This is a genomic window from Uliginosibacterium sediminicola (assembly GCF_039631295.1).
In the GTDB taxonomy this organism is placed as follows: Bacteria; Pseudomonadota; Gammaproteobacteria; order Burkholderiales; family Rhodocyclaceae; genus Viridibacterium; species Viridibacterium sediminicola.
In genome coordinates, this window is record NZ_JBDIVE010000001.1 from 285,058 (window position 1) to 302,677 (window position 17,620).

A 17,620-nucleotide genomic window follows, 5' to 3' on the forward strand; every position below is an offset into this window, starting at 1 on the left:
GTGCGTCAGGCCGGCTGCAAAGCCGGCGCCACCTGCCAGCCATGGCGCGCGACGATCTGGTCGAGCGCGCGGTGGTAGGCGGTGTCGAAGACGTGCTCGCTCTCGATGAAGTAATCGAAGTAGCCACGCTTGCCGACGAACTGGAAAGGCTCCAGATGGATGGTCTGATCGCCGGGCGCCTGCAAGCGACCTTCGCGCACCAGACGATTGAGGAGCTCGATGCGCGCCACCTGCATGGAGTAGGAGCTGTTCATGCCGATCTCGGTTTCCATGTCGCGCTGCTCGAAGTAGTTGTCGGGCATCTCGCCGATCCAGCGCGAATTCTGCGGCCGCACCACCCAGATCGTGGCCGGCTTGCGCGCCGGCACCAGATCGCAGAGCTCGTTGAGGATGAACTGACGATGGTAGGCACCATCGATCAGCTTCATGCCGAAGTAGCTGCGCTCGTAACCATAGCTGTAGAGGTGTAGCGCGGCTTCGACGCCTTCGGCGGTGATCGGCATGTAGATCGTCTCCGGCGTCTGCTGATGCCAGCGCACGCCCAGCGCATCACGCGCCGCCGCGTTGAGGAACAACACTTCCTGGCCGCTGGGCGGGCAGAAGGCGTTGAACATCACCGCGACATCGCTATTGGCCAGGGTGTCGGCGACGAATTCGAAGTGCTCGGTCGAACGCGTCGGCACCCAGGTTTGCGCCGGCAGGAGCCGGTCGGCCCAGTCCTTGGGTTCGGAGAAGGGCGACATGAAGGACCAGCGTTCCCAGTACTCCTGCATCGCCGGGCGGAATACGCCGGGCAGGCCCTTGGCGAGCAGCCACTGGTTGCCGAAGGGCAACGATTCGGGCGCCTTGGGCATTTCGGCGAGCTGCTCGCGCAGCTTTTCGCGCAGATCGTCGCCGGCCAGATAATGCGCGGTCCAAACGATCATGCCCGAGGTACAGGTGATCGCGGCCGGCCGGATATTGCGCTCGCGCGCAGCAGCCAGAAAACCGGCGCCAAAGGCATTGCCGCCGCCCAGGCCGCCTAGTGCGAAGGCCAGATTTTCACCGCCGTTTGTGGGGATTGCGAGCTGCGAACCGCCCGCGCTGGATTCCAATTGCTGATTGATGCCTTCTGCCATGCCCATGCTGCCCTCCTGCGTGCTGCGATCCGCCCGGAGGGCAGATCGTGCAGGTCGGGCATGCCACAGCCCAACTTCCCTGCACTAAGACATAGCTTTGTGTGCAGTGCAGCATTTGTCAACGCGATTTGTCTACGCCGCGCATTGAATGAATCTATGCGCCGCGCCCGGCAAGGCTTTCAGCGGATTCGCGAGACGCCGAAAATAACCAGCGCCGCACCACAGATCTGCAAAAAGCCGAGCGGTTCGCCGAGCACCAGGGCGGCGAGCAGGATGGTCAGCACCGGGCCGAGGGTGCCCACCATCGAGGCCGGACCGGCGCCGATGCGGCGCATCGCCTCGGCGACCAGCCAGATCGGCAGCACCGTCGAGAAGATCGCCATCGCAGCGCCCAGCGCATGGACCTGCCAGGGCTGCACCAGGCTGCTCAGCGGGCGCATCAGCACGAATTGCAGCAAGCTCAGCGTGCAGGCCACCGAGGTGGCATAGGCGGTCACGCGCATCGCACCGAGACGGGCGATCAGCTCGCCGCTGAGCATCAGATAAGCGGCATAGCAAAGCGAACTGGCAAACACCAGGGCGCCACCGATCATCACACTGCTGCCGCCAACCTGAATATCGTGGCCGATGGCCAGGACAATCCCGCCATAACAGAGCAACAGCGGCCAGATCAGCTTGCGCGACAGCGGCTTACCGAGGAACAGCGCCGACATCAGCAGCACCATGGTCGGGTAGAGGAACAGGATCAGCCGCTCCAGCGCAGCCGAGATGTAGCGCAGACCGAGGAAGTCCAGATAGCTGGCGGCGTAATAGCCGAGAAAACCGAGCACCAGCAGCGCCCACCAGTCACGCGCCGAGAGCTGCATCGGCGTGCGCCGCGCCACCACCAGACCCATGACGATGAAAAACGGCAGCGCATAGCCCATGCGCAGCGCCAGCAGGGTTTCGGCGTCGACGCCCCAGGTGTAGGCCGCCTTGATGAAGATGGCTTTGAAGGCAAAGCCGAATGCGCCAAGCGTGGCGTAGAGCAAACCGGTGGAACGCGCAGCAGACACGGCAGGATTGAACGAGCTGGGCGCCTCAGTATAGCGCGCCGATGAGTACCCATTGGCACCTTGTGCCTGGTCCGGCGTGGGCGGCAATGCGCTGGAAGATTGCAAGAGCGAAGACGAGTCGTGTATTGTAAACGAGAATTATTATCGTTCGTATCTTGGAGTTAATTGATGTTATCGCCCGTCCCGCAGCGCTCGTCCATCACCCTCGCCGTGCTCGGCGCCCTGAATTTCACTGTCCCGCTGTGCGCACAGGCTGCGGATGGTACGACGACCGAGCCCGGCCTGAGCGCCGTCGTCGTGCAGGGCAGCGGGCCGCAACAAGCTACGGAAAAATCCTCCAGCTACACGGTCAAGAAGTCCAATGCGGCCACCGGTCTGGATCTGACGCCAGCCGAAACGCCGCAGTCGATCAGTGTGGTCACCCGCGCGCAGATGGATGATTTCAAGTCCAGCACCGCCAATGCGGTGCTCGACGGCGTCACCGGGGTCACCGTGCAGCGCTACGAAGAAGACCGCACCTATTACACCGCACGCGGCTTCGACATCACCAATTTCCAGGTCGATGGCCTGGGCATGCCGATGGCTTTCGGCCTGGTCGAGGGCGACATCGACACTGCGCTCTACGACCGCATCGAAGTCATTCGCGGCGCTAATGGCCTGATGTCCTCGACCGGCAATCCCTCGGCCACCGTCAACTACGTGCGCAAGCGCCCGACCCGCCAACTGCAGGCTTCCGGCAGCATCAGCTATGGCTCCTGGAGCAACAAACGGGCGACCGGCGACATCGCCGGCCCCCTGAATGAATCGGGTACGCTGCGCGGCCGTCTGGTCGCCGGCGGTGAAGATGGCGACTCCTATCTGGACCGCTACCACAAACGCAAAACCTATCTGTCGGCGATCCTCGAAGCGGATCTCGGCGAGGCCAGCGTGCTGAGCGCCGGCTACAGCTACCAGAACAATCGGCCGACCGGCACCATGTGGGGCGGCTTGCCGATGACCTGGTCGGACGGCACACAAACCAATCTGGATCGCTCGACCAGCACGGCCGCCAGCTGGGCCTACTGGACCACCAAGACCCAGTCGGCCTTCATCGAGGGCAAGCACGTGTTCGACAACGGCTGGCAAGCCAGCACTTCGCTGACGCGCCGCGAAAGCCACCAGGACAGCAATCTGTTCTACGCCTACGGTTCGCCCGATCGCAGCACCGGCCTCGGGCTCTACAGCTATCCCTCGCTGTACACCCTGGACAGCAGCCAGAACCAGCTCGACGCACGCGCCAGCGGGCCGTTCACGCTGCTCGGGCGCCAGCATGAGCTGCTGTTCGGCGCCGGCTATGCACGCGCCAACATACGCGAGTACTCGGGCTACGGGAATGACATCGGCACCGCGCTGAGCTCGATCTACAACTGGAGCGGCAATTACCCGCAACCGGATTACAGCGCATCTTCCAACAGCTCCAATTACTGGCTGCGTCAGCGCACGCTGTATGCCGCGAGCAAGCTGCAACTGGCCGACAAGCTCAAGCTGATCCTCGGCGCCAACAATACCCATGTCAGCTCGGCTGGCGACAACTACGGCATGGACTACGGCCGCGATGACAGCGCCACCAGCCCCTACACCGGCCTGCTCTACACGCTGACGCCGAGCGTTACGGCCTATTCGAGCTTCGCCTCGATCTTCACCGCGCAGAACCAGCTATCCGGCAGCGGCAGCCGACTCGCGCCGGCCACCGGTTACAGCACCGAGGGCGGTCTCAAGTACGCCAGCGCCGACGGTCGCCTGAACGCCAGCGTGGCGGTGTTCCGCGTGCGCCAGGACAATCTGGCCGAGTATGTTGAAACGGTGAATCTGCGCGACCTCTACCGCGGCATCGACACCTATGCCCAGGGCTACGAGCTGGAAGCCGCTGGCGAAGTGCTGCGCGGCGTGCAGCTGAGTGCCGGCTACACGGCGCAAAGCATTCGCGACAGCGCCGGCCAGGTGGCGCGCACCTACATGCCGGCGCATACGCTGAAAACGGCCGCCCGCTGGCAGATCAACGAAGCGCTCAAAGTGGGCGCCGGCCTGCGCTGGCAAGGCGATACGCACAATGATCTGAGCAGCAGCTCGGTGATCCGCCAGGACGACTACCTGCTGATCGATCTGATGGCGGGCTACGCGTTCAACAAGAACCTGTCGGCCGACCTCAACATCTACAACCTCACCGACAAGAAGTACCTCAACAGCGTGCGCTGGTCGCAGAACTACTACGGCGCACCGCGTAGCGCCATGGTCACGCTCAGCTGGAAGTACTGAGATGCGCGCCGCCCTGACTGTCCTGCACCGCTGGTTCGGCCTCACGGCGGCGGTCTTCCTGTTCATTTCCGGCGCGACGGGCGCGCTGATCTCCTGGGATCACGAGCTCGACGCCTGGCTCAATCCGCGCCTGTTCAAGGCGGACAGCGCGGGCGTGCCACAAGACGCGCTGCATCTGGCGCAGGAATATGAGCGGCGCCATCCTGATCTGCAGATCAGCTGGCTGCCGCTGGCCGTCGAGCCCGGCGAGGCGCTCAATATCCGCGTCGAACCGCGTCCCGACAAGGCCGGCGGCAAAGCCAAAGATCCCGGCTTCAACCAGGTCGCGCTCGATCCGGTCAGCGGCGCCGAGCAGGCTCAGCGCGACTGGGGCGTGATCTCGCTGTCACGCGAAAACCTGCTGCCCTTCCTCTACAAGCTGCACTACAGCATGCATCTGCCGGATGTCGGCGGCATCGAGACCGGCATCTGGCTGATGGGCCTGATCGCTATCGTCTGGATTGTCGATTGCGGCGTCGCGCTGTGGCTCTCCTTCCCCAAGCTGGCGAGCTGGCGCAAATCCTTCGCCTTTCGCTGGCGCCAAGGCGGCTACAAGCTCAATTTCGACCTGCACCGCTCGGGCGGCGTATGGCTGTGGCTGCTGGTGCTGATCATCGCCATCACTTCGGTGTCGATGAACCTGCAGCTGCAAGTGGTGCGCCCCCTGATCAACCAGCTCTCGCCGCTGAGTGCCTCGCCCTGGGATGGCCGCAGCTTCCGCGCCGAGGATGATCCCGCCCAGCCGCGGGTCAGCCGCGAGCAGGTGCTGGCTGCGGCGCGCGCCGAAGCCGCCCGGCGTGGCTGGCACTTGCCGGCCGGTGGCATCTTCTATTCCCCGCAGGCAGACGTCTATGGCGTGGGCTTCTATGAACCTGGCCAGGACCACGGCGATGGCGGCCTGGGCAATGCCTGGCTGCATTACGAGGGCAGCGACGGCCGCTTTGCCGGCGCCTCGGTGCCCGGCGAAGGCAGCGCGGGCGACATCTTCATGCAGGCGCAGTTTCCGCTGCATTCCGGGCGCATCGCCGGCCTGCCCGGGCGCATCCTGGTCTCGCTGCTGGGTCTGGCGATTGCCAGCTTCAGCGTCACCGGCATCGTCATCTGGGCGCGCAAGCGCCGCGCACGCCTGGCCAAAACGCATCAGCCCGCATCACGCGCCAGCGGCGTGGGCGCCGAGCTCGGCACCAGTCAGTAGGCGAGCTTGAGCCCCAGGGTGAAGGCACGCGAGCGCTCGCCACCCAGCTGCTTGGCCCAGGAACTGTCGATGAACAGCTTGTCTTCCTTGACCACCCAGCGCGCGGCCACGCCGAGCCAGGCTGCGTTGTGGTCGTTGCCATAACTCTCGGCCGCCAGATCGACCGGGCCGATGGCAGCGATGCGCTCGGCGGCCAGTGCCCAGGTGGTCGAGTTCTGCTTGCCCAGACGTGTGCGCGCCCAGCCCAGATTGGCGTGCAGCAGCCACTGTTCCAGCGGCACCGTCAGCGCACTGTTGAGCGCGGCATTGTCGTAGCGGAAGCGCTCACCCGGCGCCCGCGTGCGATCCACGCTCCACGCAACAGCCACGCCGTACTCATCGTCCGTCAATGCCTTGAGGCCGGTTTTGCCGACGATGGCGTATTCGCCACTGCTTTTGCGCCCCTCGAAATCGGCGTTGTACTGGCGCAGGAAATCGACGCCGATACCGATCTGGGTATTGAAGCCGATACCCACGCTGGGCTGGACATGCAGGCCGCTGAGCGACTCCACACCCCGCGCAGTCTGGCGATGGTAGTAGTTCTCCAGTTCGACACCGCCCTTGTCGATGAAGCCCGCGTCTTCGGTCGTCAAGGGCCGGCCGGCGTTGGCAGCAGTCGCCGTCAGCAGCAGACATGCTGCGCCAAAAATCCTCATGCGGTTGTCACTCCTGTTGTTGTTCGCGCACGCCCTGGCGATCACCCCGCGCCATCAAGCAATGCCTGGGCATAGACCTATGCCGCAAACGCGGCACGCTACGCTACGGAGCACTATTCGCGCTTGACCCGCATCATCGAATGCCGATCAGCCCCCCTCAGCATGCCGCCTGGCGCGTACAAGTGAATGCGGGCAGACCGCAGTTGCTCAGGGCAGGCGCTCGACAACGCCGGCCGGCAAGGCCGGAAGACGTGAAAAATTCACCCTCACCCGCCCGCTGCTGACCGCACGCAGCAAGCGCTTGAAGTCTTCGTCGCCAATGCCGGCCTGTATGGCATAACGCTCCAGATAGACTTTGGCGGCGGGAATGTCGCGATCACCAATGCTGAGCATGCCCAGCGTATAGGCCGCCTCTGGAATGCCGCCCTGATCGGCGCGGATCAGGTAGCGGCGCGCAAGACCACCGGCCTCGTCGAATTCGCTGAGGAAGCTGCCGAGCAGATAGTTGGCGCGCATATCGTCCGGCGACTGGCGTAGCAGGCGCGAAAACTGTTCAAAAGCCAGCTCTGCCCCCTGCTTCATCCCCATGCGCCATGCCTGGGTATTGAGCTGCGCGCTGAGGAGCAGGATTTGCGGCTCGGGATTTGCCACCTCCAGATGCGTGCGCAAGCGTTGGCTGAGCTCCGTGGCATCGCGCAAAGCGACAATCAGATCATCTTGCGAATCAAAACGCAGGGGATAGGTATTGGCATACTGCGCCAGCAAACCCACTGCGAGTGCCAGACGCTCCTGATCGATGGGTGCCGGTGCCGGCGCCACGATGCTATCGACGTCCAGCTGCGGATAGCTGGCCGCCTGCAGCAACGGCGCCGCCAGCACGCTGCCCAGGGCGAGTGCCCAGCCGCGCAGCGTGCGCATAAGAGAGTTTTGCAGCGTAGCCATCAGCGACGTCCCCCGAGAATTGAACCGAGCACACCGCGGATGATCTGCCGCCCGACTTCCGAGCCGATGGTGCGCACCACGGTCTTGGCGGCGATCTGTGCCAGGCCGTCATGGCGACCGCCGCGCGGGCCGGTGCGGCCGAACAGGATCTCACCCAGCGCGCCACCGAGCACACCGCCGCCCTCGCCGGCCGGCGTGCCGCTCTGCGCGCTGCCGCCCGCTGCGGCGGGTGCGGCGGCGCCCGGCGCCTTGAGCTTTTCGAAGGCCGATTCGCGATCAAGCGCCTGTTCATAGACGCCATACACCAGCGAGGCATTGATCGCCGCATTGCGCTCATCCGCCGCCAGCGGGCCGATGCGCGAGGCCGGCGGCAACACCAGGGCGCGCTCGACAATACCGGGCACGCCCTTGGCATCGAGGAAGGAAATCAGCGCTTCGCCGACGCCCAGCGCGGTGATCGCCGCTTCGGCGTCGAGGGCCGGATTGGCGCGCAAAGTCTCTGCCGCCACCTTGACGGCTTTCTGGTCGCGCGGCGTGAAGGCGCGCAATGCATGCTGCACGCGATTGCCGAGCTGGCCGAGCACGGCATCCGGCACATCGAGCGGATTCTGGGTGACGAAGTAAATGCCGACACCCTTGGAACGGATCAGGCGCACCACCTGCTCGATCTTTTCGAGCAGCGCCGGCGGCGCATCGTTGAACAGAAGGTGCGCTTCGTCGAAGAAGAACACCAGCTTCGGCTTCTCCAGATCGCCCGCCTCGGGCAGCTGTTCGAACAGTTCAGCAAGCAGCCACAACAGGAAGCTGGCGTAGAGCTTGGGCGCGTTGTAGAGCTTGTCGGCGGCGAGGATGTTGATCACGCCGCGACCCTCGCCATCGGTCTGCATGAGGTCGGCGATGTTGAGCATCGGCTCGCCGAAGAACTTGTCGCCGCCCTGCTGTTCCAGCGTCAGCAGGCCGCGCTGGATGGCGCCGACGCTGGCCGCCGAGACATTGCCGTATTGCGCGGTGAGCTCGCTGGCATGTTCGCCGACGAATTGCACGATGGCGCGCAGATCCTTGAGGTCGAGCAGCAGCAGGCCCTTGTCATCGGCGAGCTTGAAGGCGATCTGCAACACGCCGGCCTGCACCTCGTTGAGGCCGAGCAGACGCGCAATCAGCAGCGGGCCCATGTCGGAAATGGTGGCGCGCAGCGGGTGGCCGGCTTCGCCGAACACGTCCCACAGGGTCACCGTGTTCTGGCGCGGCGCCCAGTCGGCAATCGCTAGCTCGGCCAGGCGCTGCTGCAGCTTGTCCGAGGGCTTGCCGGCGGCGCCCAGGCCGGAGAGGTCGCCCTTCACATCGGCCATGAACACCGGCACGCCGATGTCGGCGAAGGACTCGGCGAGTTTCTGCAAAGTGACGGTCTTGCCGGTGCCGGTGGCGCCGGCAATCAGACCATGACGATTGGCAAACTGCGGCAGCAGGCTGATTTCCTGCTCACCCGCGCGGGCGAGCACAAGCGGTGCGGACATGCGTGAAGCTCCGTGATCTGGAGCCTCGTTTATACCGCGACTTGCCGCTTATGCGCACGCCGTATGCACGGCAGGGTGTATCTCAACCGGCGGCAGCGTGCTTGCGCGCAACAACCAGCATCGGTTCGGTGATCGATTTGGACAGGCGGCCATACAGGCGGTCCATGCCCAGCACCAGCAGCATGCGGTCGTCGCCCGCGCCATCGACGGCGAGGATGGAATCGGCCAGCACATAGCCGCCCGCCAGCACCGGCGGCAGCTCGGCGAGGCGGCTCTCGGTGACTTCGGGAATCTCGCCCAGGGCATCGACCAGCAAGCCGAAATGGGTCACATCATTACGCCGCAGCACCAGCACCTGGCGTGCCTCGCTGCTGCCCGAGGCCACCGGCTCGCCACCGTGCACGATGTGCTCGATCTGGAACACCGGAATCGGCATGCCCTCGTAGCGCAGATAGCCGGCCAGATCCTGCCCGGCGCCGGGCACCACGGTCAGGCCGTTGGCATCGACGGCTTCGAGCACCTGGGCCGAACGCACGCCATACCATTCCTGACCGATGCGGAAGGTGGCGATCTCGACCAGGGCTTCGCCGCCCGCGCGGTCGGAGAGAATCTTCGGGCGCGGCACTTCGGTCTGCACCGACTGCAGGCTGGTCTCGCAGAGCGGCACCAGAATCAGCGAGATCACCGCCTCCTGATAGGCATCGGCGCTGCCCTTGAATTCGCGATAGCCGGCCGAGCTGCGTGCGCCGACCGCGTAATACTCGCCATCGAGCGCGACGATGCCAGCGCGCCCCGTGCCGGCCGGCAGGCAGAGGAATTCGGCATCGATGGCGATTTGCTCGCCAGGGCGGAAATGCGTGTCCGAACAGGCGATGACGGCGCCCTGCGGATTGACGAAGACGCCGAAGGAGCCGGGCTGGATGCGGCCGGCCTCATCGCGCGGCAAGGCATCGCGCAGCATCGCGGCAAACTGCGGTTCGGAATCGAAGACGATGCCGACACCGCCGACCACGCGAGCATTGTCCGGCGAGCGAATCGCCGCGCCATAAATGTAAGTATGGCGGCCGTCGTAGAACGGCGTCGCCGCAAACGAGGACACCGCATAGCCCTGCGAATCGCCCAGCGCCATCACGCGGCGATGCCATTCCTCGCCGACCGGCTGGCCCAGCTTGCCGCGTTCGGCCGGGTTCGACACGGCGATGATGCGCCCTTCGACATCGAACACCACGAGGTTGGAATACACCGTGTACAGGCCGTTGATGTAGGCGAGGATCTCGCCAATGCGCGCCTCGGCATCGGCCGGCAAGTGCGGTTCGGCCAGCAGTTCGCGGAACACGGAAGTCAGTGCCCACCAGCGGCAGTCATTGGCACGCTCGTAGAGGTTGCGGTCCATGATGTCGATCGCCAGCGCGGCCTGGAAGCAGCTGTCCTGCAGAATCGCCGAGACCACGGTCTGGTGCAGGTTATTGATCGAGCGCTCGAACACCTCCTTGGTGCGACGCCCGGTATTGCTGATCTCCCACAGCAGGATCTTCGAGAAGCCCGGATTCTGCGCGCGCGCCGCGCCGCTCTGGCGCACATTGCCGTTCCACACCGAGCGGTTCAGATCGCTCTGGATGCGTGCCGCCTGCACCGGCACATCGCGCAAGGCGGCGCCGAACAGGCTGGGGCTCTGCATCACCGTGTCGAGCACTTCGCGGGCGAGCCCCTGCAGCATTTCGGAGGCGTCCTTGTTGAAGGCGTGCTGCACCGGCAGCATCACATGCCCGGTCCAGCCAGGCCCGAAATAGCCCTGGTAGCCCTGGGTCGAGCGCGTCACGGCGATGTATTCCTGCGGGCCGAAACGCACGATGCGGTACTCGGCATCGCGTACTGGAGCGAGCTGGGCACCGACCGGGATATGGAATTCGTCCGAGCTGGCGATCACTTGGCCCTGCTCGTCGAGCAAGGTCACCACCGACCAGTCATCACTGGGTACCAGATGGCTGAAGATGCCGGCCATCTCGTTGCCAAAGCGGAAACACAGACACAGCACGCCCAGCGCCACGCCATCGCTGCCACTGACGCGGTAGGAATACACCAGGGAACGCGACTTGCCGGGCAGCAGGTCGAGGCTGCCATAGCTCTCGACATAGGCGCGCGGCGTCTCCAGCGAAGCGCGCACAAGCGGCTCCTTGCTGTGCGTGACTTCGACCGACTGATCGAGGCGCAACAGCACGCGGCCCTCGGTATCGAGCAAAACAATGTCCGAATACACCGAATACTTGGCCACATACTCGGCAAAGCGGCTGTGCAGACTCGCGCGCAAAGCCGCCAGCTCATCGCCCACCACGCCGGCCGCGCTCTGCTTGAGGAAGCTGCGGATATCTTCGTCGGTGGCCAGAAAGCCGATGTCGGCGGTGCGCTCGTAGAGATTGCGGATCAGGATGTCGATTGCGACCTGCGCCTTGGAGCCAACCTCCAGCACGCATTTCTTGAGCGTCTCGGTGCCCAGCTGATTGAGCAGCGAAGTGGTCAGCTGGTTGAAAGCCTGGCGCGTGCCGCTCATGTCGGTACCGGTGCCGGAGAGCTGGCCCAGCAAGGTCAGGTTGTCCCACACCGACTGCAGGTTCTGCAGCATCTCGCGGTATTCCTCGACCGCGTTCATGTAGCGGATGACACCCGCCAGGCTATCGTCGAGATCGATGTTCTTGTACTTCACCATGCGCGTTGCTCCCGGAGTCTGCTCTGCGATCAGGCACCCGTCACGCTTTTGGCAGACAAGGCACCGCAGTCCCCTGCTGCTACGGCAAACCCCTAGAACACTTGAGGCCGAATGGAGCTTATACGTTTAAGTGCATTCTGCTTGCAGGAACAACCGGTCGCGGGCGCGCATCAGCCCGGCAAGCTGGCCCAATCCGTCGCCGCACTGAGGACGGCCAGCGCCGCCTCGAAGCCGCGCACATCGTCGGCGTCAAAGCGCGCCGGCAAGGGGCTGTCGAGGTCGAACACAGCTTTGAGCTGGCCATCGACCAGCACCGGCAGGACCAGCTCGGAGGCCGAGGCGGAATCGCAGGCGATGTGGCCGGGAAAGGCGTGCACATCCTCGATGCACTGCACGCTTCGGGTTCGCGCACAGGCGCCGCAGACGCCGCGACTGAAGGGAATGCGCACACAGGCAAGCTTGCCCTGGAAAGGCCCGAGCACCAGCTCCTCCCCGCGCGCCATGTAGAAACCGGCCCAGTTGAGCCCGGGCACAGTGTTGAAGATCAGCGCCGAGAACTGCGCCAGATTGGCCAGCCCGTCGCGCTCGCCCTCGAACACGGCGCGGGTCTGCGCCAGCAGCTGGGCGTAGGCCGCCTGCTTGGCCGGCGGGCTGGACATGTCCAGAAAATCCGAATGCTCAAAACTCACGTCGGTGCTGCTCCTGCTAAAAAGACTCACTGCACTCAGCAATGCAGTGGATTTAAGACATCTTCAGTGTTGGGGCGACGGATTGTTGACGCGAAGGACGCGAAGAAAGACCGAAGGTCCGCAAAGGCAAGCCAAAAATCGGTTTCCTTTGTGGACCTTTGCTTTTCCTTTGCGTCCTTTGCGTCCTTTGTGTCCTTTGCGTAACAACCCAGCGCATCAAACACGCACATCGCCCAACCGAAGCGTATTGGGCTGCAATCAAGGCTTGCACGCGGCAATGCATTGATCAAATGTCGCCTGGCAGCCCGCGGCCCGGCCGCAGCTGTACAGCCGCGCGCCGCACCCCTGCACGCAGGCGTTCCACTTGGCACTCCCCGCAGCGGCTGGCATCAGCAGGCTGCCGCGCTGGGATGGCGGGCTGCTGCAGCTAGCGAGATCCAGCTGGCGCGCCGGGCCGGGCAGCAGCGCCCAGTCGGCGGCCTTGGCGGCGAGATCCTGCTCGACCGCCTGGATGCCTGCGCTGTCCTTGAACACGCCGGAGTGGCGCAAGGTATCGACGGCCCAGCAATCGGCCTGGCGCGCCTGCGCGGCGGTGCGCTCGGCATCCGGCGCGAAGCCGAGGAACTGGCGGCCGCACTCGTGCGCGAAGACGAACAGGCGCGACGCGGGCAACAGCGCCGGCAGCGCCTGCGGGTTGTAGCGGATCAGCGGCTGGCCACTGTCGATGCGGTACTGCGCGACGGCGGCGAGATTCTCGTCGAGCACGGCGACCAGGGGACGGCCCTGGCGATCCAGGCAGCCATCCATGCGCAAAGGCCGTTCCGCCTGCTGCGCCAGCAGCGGCGTACACAGCACCCACAAGGCCAGCAGCATCAGCGGCTTCACCCCTATCCTCATCCCTCGCTTCATCACCACACCTCCGCAGATTTGTTGCAGATCATAAGCCGGCACAGGCACGCCAGCACACCAAGGCTGCGCGGTATAATCGCCGCCTTCGTTCAATTGCTCGGGACACACCTATGGCCGGTCACTCCAAATGGGCCAATATCCAGCACCGCAAAGGCCGTCAGGACGCCAAGCGCGGCAAGATCTTCACCCGCCTCATCAAGGAAATCACGGTCGCCGCACGCTTGGGCGGCGGTGACATCGCCACCAATCCGCGTCTGCGTCTGGCCATTGAAAAGGGCAAGGCAGAATCCATGCCCAAGGACAACATGGACAACGCCATCAAGCGCGGCACCGGCCAGCTCGAAGGCGTGACCTATGAAGAGGCGCGCTACGAAGGCTACGGCATCGCCGGCGCGGCGGTGATCGTCGATTGCCTCACCGATAACAAGGTACGCACGGTGGCCGATGTGCGCCACGCGTTTTCCAAGTACGGCGGCAATATGGGGACCGACGGCTGCGTGGCCTTCCAGTTCAAGCACTGTGGCAGCCTGCTGTTCGCGCCCGGCACCAATGAAGACGCGCTGATGGAAGCGGCCCTCGAAGCCGGCGCCGAAGATGTGCAGACCAATGACGACGGCTCGATCGAAGTGATCACCGGTCCCTGGGAATTCAGCAGCGTGCAGGAAGCGCTGGAGAAAGCCGGCTTCAAGGCCGAGTTCGGCGAAGTCAGCATGAAGGCGCAGAACGAGACCGTGCTCAGCGGCGACGACGCCGTCCGCATGCAGAAGCTGCTCGACGCGCTGGAATCGCTGGACGATGTACAGGACGTCTACACCTCGGCGGTGATGGACGAGTAAATCCTCGCCACCCTGCCCTGCCAAAGGCGGCGCGCTGCGCCAGAGCCGTTCAGTTAAAAGGCAAATTGCATTTTTGTGCGCCGATATTCAGACGCGAAGGGCGCGAAGAAAACGCAAAGCTTCGCAAAGGAAAATGCTTCTTTCTTCCCTTTGCGGACCTTCTGTCTTTCTCTGCGACCTTTGCGACAAAAATCCGTCGCCCCAAAATTGAACACGTCTTAACCGAACCGCATCCGGCGCGCTGCGCCGCTTTTTTACTTGCTGAAAGCTGCTCTTGCTCGAACGCCTACTCGCGCCGCTGTTCGTCTTCCTCTGGAGCACCGGCTTCATCGGCGCCAAGCTCGGCCTGCCGTACGCCGGGCCGCTGAGCTTCCTGCTCACGCGCTACGCCCTGGTGGTGGTGCTGATGCTGGCGGCGGCGCTGATTTTTCGTGCGCCCTGGCCGCGTGATCGGCGCGCGGTGCTGCATATCGCGGTAGCCGGCGTGCTGATCCAGGCGACCTATCTGGGCGGCGTCTTCATGTCGATCAAGGCGGGCTTGCCGGCAGCGCTCAGCGCGCTGGTGGTCGGCCTGCAGCCGGTGATCACCGCGCTGGCCTCCGGCTGGCTGCTCGGCGAGCGCGTCACGCGCCAGCAGTGGCTGGGCTTGCTGCTGGGTTTTTGCGGCGTGGCCCTGGTGGTGACCCACAGCCGCACGCCGGGCCTCGGCGGCAACTGGCCGATGCTGGCGCTGCTGCCGGCCATTGTCGCGCTGGCCGGCATCACCCTGGGCACGCTCTACCAGAAGCGCTTCTGCCCGAGTTTCGACCTGCGCAGTGGCGCCGTCATCCAGTTCGGCGCCAGCGCCGTGCTGACCCTGGCGGTCGCGCTGGCCATCGAGCCGATGCATATCGAGTGGAGCGGGCCGTTCATCTTCGCGCTGGGCTGGAACGTGATCATGCTGTCGGTGGTGGCGATCAGCTTGCTCAATGTGCTGATCCGCCGTGGCCGTGCGGTCAAGGTGACCAGCCTGTTCTATCTGACGCCGCCGACCACCGCCCTGCTCGCCTGGCTGATGTTCGATGAGACCCTGCAAGCTCTCGCCCTGCTCGGCATGGCACTCGCTGCCTTCGGCGTCTGGCTGTCGCGGCGTTAGGCCGTCCCCCAAGCGCGGTAAGATCGCTGCATGCAAACACTCAGCTTACCGCCCGCGCGCATCCTCGGCATCGACCCGGGCTTGCGCGTCACCGGCTTTGGCGTCATCGAACGGCTCGGCAACAAGCTTGCCTATATCGCCAGCGGCTGCATCAAGACGCCCTCGGACGCGACCCTGCCGGAACGCCTCAAAGTGATCCTCGCCGGTGTACAGGAAGTCGTCGACACCTACCAGCCGGCTGAAGCAGCGGTCGAAATCGTCTTCGTGAACGTCAATCCGCAATCGACTTTGTTACTGGGTCAGGCACGCGGCGCGGCGATTTGCGGCCTTGTTTCGCGCAATCTGCCGGTGATGGAATACACCGCGCTGCAGGTCAAACAGGCGGTGGTCGGCTACGGCAAGGCCAACAAGGAACAGGTGCAGCACATGGTCAAGCGCCTGCTGCAATTGCCCGGCGATCCGCAGGCCGACGCGGCCGACGCGCTGGCCTGCGCCATTGCCCATGCCAATGGCGGCAGCGCCGGCGGCCTGCTCGGCAACCTCGGTACGCGCAGCAAGAAACGCGGTAGCCGCATCGTCGCCTGATGCCATCGGCAATGTGTAAAAGCGCTCACAATTGCTTGCAACTGCAGGTCCTCGCCCGCATGGCTGGCCCGTTAATGTGCTCACCAGGCAACACTTTCAGCTTTGCCTGATCAAGCCCTTAGGGAGACATGCCATGAAACTCGCATTGAGCCTCACCGCCCTCACCATGATGAGCCTTGCCAATCTTGCCCAAGCCCAGGCCCCTGCTGCGCCGGTGGCTGGCGAAGTCCGCCAGGACACACGTGAGATCCGCGCAGAGCGCAAGGAAATCCGCCAGGACAAGCGCGCCATTGCCGGTGATCGCCACGAAACGCGCCGCGACGCCGCCGCCCTGCGCCAGGATCGCCGCGCTGGCGATGCAGCCGGCGCCAAGGCGGCCCGCCAGGCGCTGCATGCCGATCACCGCGAACTGCATCAGGAGCGCGTGGCGCGTCACGCAGATCGCAAGGATCTGCACCATGACCGCGTCGCACGCCGTCACGACATCGCCCGCGCCGCCAAGTAAACCCGCGCTGCAGACGTAAAAAAGGCCGCTCATCTTGCGATGAGCGGCCTTTTTGCGAACGCCAGCAGCGCTCAGTCCTTGCCGTACATCACGCGCCCTTCAACCAGGGTGTAACGCGTCACACCGGGCAGCGAGAGGCCCAGGAAGGGCGTGTTCTTGCCCTGGCTCTTCAGCGAGGCGCGGCTCACCACGCGCTCGGCCTGGGCATCGAAGATGCACACGTCGGCCCGTGCGCCAACGCCCAGATGGCCGCCCTTGGTGATGCCCATGATGCCTGCCGCATCGGCAGTGATGCGCGAGAGCGCGTCGAGCAGGGAGACGCCGGATTCCTGCGCCCACTTAAGGGTCAGCGGCAACAGCAGCTCCAGACCGGTGGCACCGACTTCGGACTCGGCAAACGGCATCTGCTTGGCATCGTCATCGACCGGCGTGTGGTCCGAGCAGACGGCGTTGATGCGGCCATCGGCGAGACCGGCGCGCAGGGCTTCGCGGTCGCGCTGGCTGCGCAGCGGCGGGTCCAGATGGCAGAGCGGATTGAAGTAGCCGATATCGACATCGCACAGATGCAGGTAGTGCGCCGCCACGTCGCAGGTGACATCGACGCCAAGCTTGCGCGCCTCGTCGATCAGCTGCAGGCCGGCCGCCGAGCTCAGGCGGGTGACGTGCAGCTTGACGCCGGTGGCTTGCGCCAGCTTCAGGTGCGTAGCCAGCGCCACCGTCTCGGCCTCGACCGGGATGCCGGTCAGGCCCATGCGCGAGGCCACATCGCCGTCGTGCGCCACGCCGCCCTGGCCGAGGAAGGGGTCCGCCGGTTGCAGCCAGACGCGGAAGCCGAAAGTGGCCGCGTACTGCATGGCGCGCAACAACACTTGCGTATCGACCAGGGGCACATTGGCCTGGCTGAAGGCCACGCAGCCGGCTTCGACCAGCTCGGCCATCTCGGTGATGCGCTGGCCCTTGAGACCGGCGGTCAGCGCGCCGACCGGATAGACGTGGGCGCGGTTGAGGCTGCGTGCGCGGAAGCACAGCATTTCGACCAGGCCCGGCTCGTCGAGCACCGGATCGGTATCCGGCGGGCAGGCCAAGCTGGTGATGCCGCCGGCCATTGCGGCTTCCATTTCGGATTCCAGCGTGGCCTTGTATTCGAAGCCGGGCTCGCGCAGGCGCGCCGCCAGATCGATGAGGCCGGGCGCGACGACGAGGCCGCTGGCGTCTATCGTGCGGTCGGCGACGAAGCCGGCCGGCGCGCTGCCGACGGCGACGATCTTGTCATCGCTGATGAACAGGTCTTGCTGGGCGTCGATCTTGTTGGCCGGATCGACGAGGCGGCCGTTCTGGATGTGAATGTTCATTTTTTTAATCCTGAAAAACGCTCACCGCAAAGGCGCAAAGGCAATGCAAAGG

The 17,620-nt window shown here is 64.7% G+C and carries 15 protein-coding genes; 6 read left to right on the forward strand and 9 right to left on the reverse strand.

Going from position 1 to position 17,620, the window contains the following annotated elements:
- Nucleotides 1-5 precede the first annotated feature (5 nt).
- Together ABDB84_RS01395 and ABDB84_RS01400 are read right to left on the reverse strand one after the other, a co-directional pair.
- On the reverse strand, nt 6-1,124 hold the full coding sequence (locus ABDB84_RS01395) for a hypothetical protein (protein WP_345917878.1): 1,119 nt from the start codon (nt 1,122-1,124) through the stop codon (nt 6-8).
- Between the two features lie 173 nt (nt 1,125-1,297).
- Nucleotides 1,298-2,173: a DMT family transporter gene (locus ABDB84_RS01400; protein WP_345917879.1), complete on the reverse strand. Its 876-nt coding sequence runs from the start codon at nt 2,171-2,173 to the stop codon at nt 1,298-1,300.
- Between the two features lie 168 nt (nt 2,174-2,341).
- Here ABDB84_RS01400 and ABDB84_RS01405 point away from each other — a divergent pair, with 168 nt between their 5' ends.
- Nucleotides 2,342-4,468, forward strand: coding sequence for a TonB-dependent siderophore receptor (locus ABDB84_RS01405; RefSeq protein ID WP_345917880.1), 2,127 nt, complete (start codon nt 2,342-2,344; stop codon nt 4,466-4,468).
- Between the two features lies 1 nt (nt 4,469).
- Nucleotides 4,470-5,702, forward strand: coding sequence for a PepSY-associated TM helix domain-containing protein (locus ABDB84_RS01410; RefSeq protein WP_345917881.1), 1,233 nt, complete (start codon nt 4,470-4,472; stop codon nt 5,700-5,702).
- On the opposite strand, the gene ABDB84_RS01415 is transcribed toward ABDB84_RS01410, so the two are convergent.
- From ABDB84_RS01415 to ABDB84_RS01440, 6 genes are all read right to left on the reverse strand, one after another.
- Nucleotides 5,696-6,397 (reverse strand): hypothetical protein, encoded by a 702-nt coding sequence (locus ABDB84_RS01415; RefSeq protein ID WP_345917882.1) that lies wholly within the window; start codon nt 6,395-6,397, stop codon nt 5,696-5,698. The two genes, ABDB84_RS01410 and ABDB84_RS01415, sit on opposite strands and share 7 nt — an antisense overlap.
- 207 nt (nt 6,398-6,604) lie before the next feature.
- On the reverse strand, nt 6,605-7,339 hold the full coding sequence (locus ABDB84_RS01420) for a hypothetical protein (protein WP_345917883.1): 735 nt from the start codon (nt 7,337-7,339) through the stop codon (nt 6,605-6,607).
- On the reverse strand, nt 7,339-8,853 hold the full coding sequence (locus ABDB84_RS01425) for a helicase HerA-like domain-containing protein (RefSeq protein ID WP_345917884.1): 1,515 nt from the start codon (nt 8,851-8,853) through the stop codon (nt 7,339-7,341). Before ABDB84_RS01425 ends, ABDB84_RS01420 begins: the two co-directional genes overlap by 1 nt.
- 82 nt (nt 8,854-8,935) lie before the next feature.
- Entirely contained in the window at nt 8,936-11,557 is a 2,622-nt protein-coding gene (locus tag ABDB84_RS01430; protein WP_345917885.1) for a chemotaxis protein CheW, read from the reverse strand.
- Between the two features lie 170 nt (nt 11,558-11,727).
- Nucleotides 11,728-12,246 (reverse strand): GAF domain-containing protein, encoded by a 519-nt coding sequence (locus tag ABDB84_RS01435; protein ID WP_345917886.1) that lies wholly within the window; start codon nt 12,244-12,246, stop codon nt 11,728-11,730.
- Nucleotides 12,247-12,504: 258 nt separating this feature from the next.
- Entirely contained in the window at nt 12,505-13,143 is a 639-nt protein-coding gene (locus ABDB84_RS01440) for a hypothetical protein (RefSeq protein ID WP_345917887.1), read from the reverse strand.
- 122 nt (nt 13,144-13,265) lie between these two features.
- On the opposite strand from ABDB84_RS01440, the gene ABDB84_RS01445 reads away from it, so the two are divergent.
- The 4 genes from ABDB84_RS01445 (at nt 13,266) to ABDB84_RS01460 (ending at nt 16,216) form a co-directional block, all read left to right on the forward strand.
- Nucleotides 13,266-13,991: a YebC/PmpR family DNA-binding transcriptional regulator gene (locus tag ABDB84_RS01445; protein ID WP_345917888.1), complete on the forward strand. Its 726-nt coding sequence runs from the start codon at nt 13,266-13,268 to the stop codon at nt 13,989-13,991.
- Between the two features lie 268 nt (nt 13,992-14,259).
- Nucleotides 14,260-15,126 carry a DMT family transporter gene (locus ABDB84_RS01450; protein ID WP_428715064.1) on the forward strand — a complete coding sequence of 289 codons (867 nt, stop codon included), beginning with the start codon at nt 14,260-14,262 and terminating at the stop codon, nt 15,124-15,126.
- 30 nt (nt 15,127-15,156) lie between these two features.
- Nucleotides 15,157-15,711, forward strand: a complete 555-nt coding sequence (gene ruvC, locus ABDB84_RS01455; protein WP_345917890.1) for a crossover junction endodeoxyribonuclease RuvC — start codon at nt 15,157-15,159, stop codon at nt 15,709-15,711.
- Nucleotides 15,712-15,844: 133 nt separating this feature from the next.
- Nucleotides 15,845-16,216, forward strand: a complete 372-nt coding sequence (locus ABDB84_RS01460) for a hypothetical protein (protein ID WP_345917891.1) — start codon at nt 15,845-15,847, stop codon at nt 16,214-16,216.
- Nucleotides 16,217-16,287: 71 nt separating this feature from the next.
- On the opposite strand, the gene ABDB84_RS01465 is transcribed toward ABDB84_RS01460, so the two are convergent.
- Nucleotides 16,288-17,568, reverse strand: coding sequence for a dihydroorotase (locus tag ABDB84_RS01465; protein ID WP_345917892.1), 1,281 nt, complete (start codon nt 17,566-17,568; stop codon nt 16,288-16,290).
- Nucleotides 17,569-17,620: the final 52 nt, after the last annotated feature.

Coding starts and splice junctions, on each gene's coding strand:
- ABDB84_RS01460 (WP_345917891.1), top strand. CDS start 15,845: ATGAAACTCGCATTGAGCCTCACCGCCCTCACCATGATGAGCCTTGCC.
- ABDB84_RS01410 (WP_345917881.1), top strand. CDS start 4,470: ATGCGCGCCGCCCTGACTGTCCTGCACCGCTGGTTCGGCCTCACGGCG.
- ABDB84_RS01395 (WP_345917878.1), bottom strand. CDS start 1,124: ATGGGCATGGCAGAAGGCATCAATCAGCAATTGGAATCCAGCGCGGGC.
- ABDB84_RS01430 (WP_345917885.1), bottom strand. CDS start 11,557: ATGGTGAAGTACAAGAACATCGATCTCGACGATAGCCTGGCGGGTGTC.
- ABDB84_RS01440 (WP_345917887.1), bottom strand. CDS start 13,143: ATGAGGATAGGGGTGAAGCCGCTGATGCTGCTGGCCTTGTGGGTGCTG.
- ABDB84_RS01445 (WP_345917888.1), top strand. CDS start 13,266: ATGGCCGGTCACTCCAAATGGGCCAATATCCAGCACCGCAAAGGCCGT.
- ABDB84_RS01420 (WP_345917883.1), bottom strand. CDS start 7,339: ATGGCTACGCTGCAAAACTCTCTTATGCGCACGCTGCGCGGCTGGGCA.
- ABDB84_RS01425 (WP_345917884.1), bottom strand. CDS start 8,853: ATGTCCGCACCGCTTGTGCTCGCCCGCGCGGGTGAGCAGGAAATCAGC.
- ABDB84_RS01405 (WP_345917880.1), top strand. CDS start 2,342: ATGTTATCGCCCGTCCCGCAGCGCTCGTCCATCACCCTCGCCGTGCTC.
- ABDB84_RS01465 (WP_345917892.1), bottom strand. CDS start 17,568: ATGAACATTCACATCCAGAACGGCCGCCTCGTCGATCCGGCCAACAAG.
- ruvC (WP_345917890.1), top strand. CDS start 15,157: ATGCAAACACTCAGCTTACCGCCCGCGCGCATCCTCGGCATCGACCCG.
- ABDB84_RS01415 (WP_345917882.1), bottom strand. CDS start 6,397: ATGAGGATTTTTGGCGCAGCATGTCTGCTGCTGACGGCGACTGCTGCC.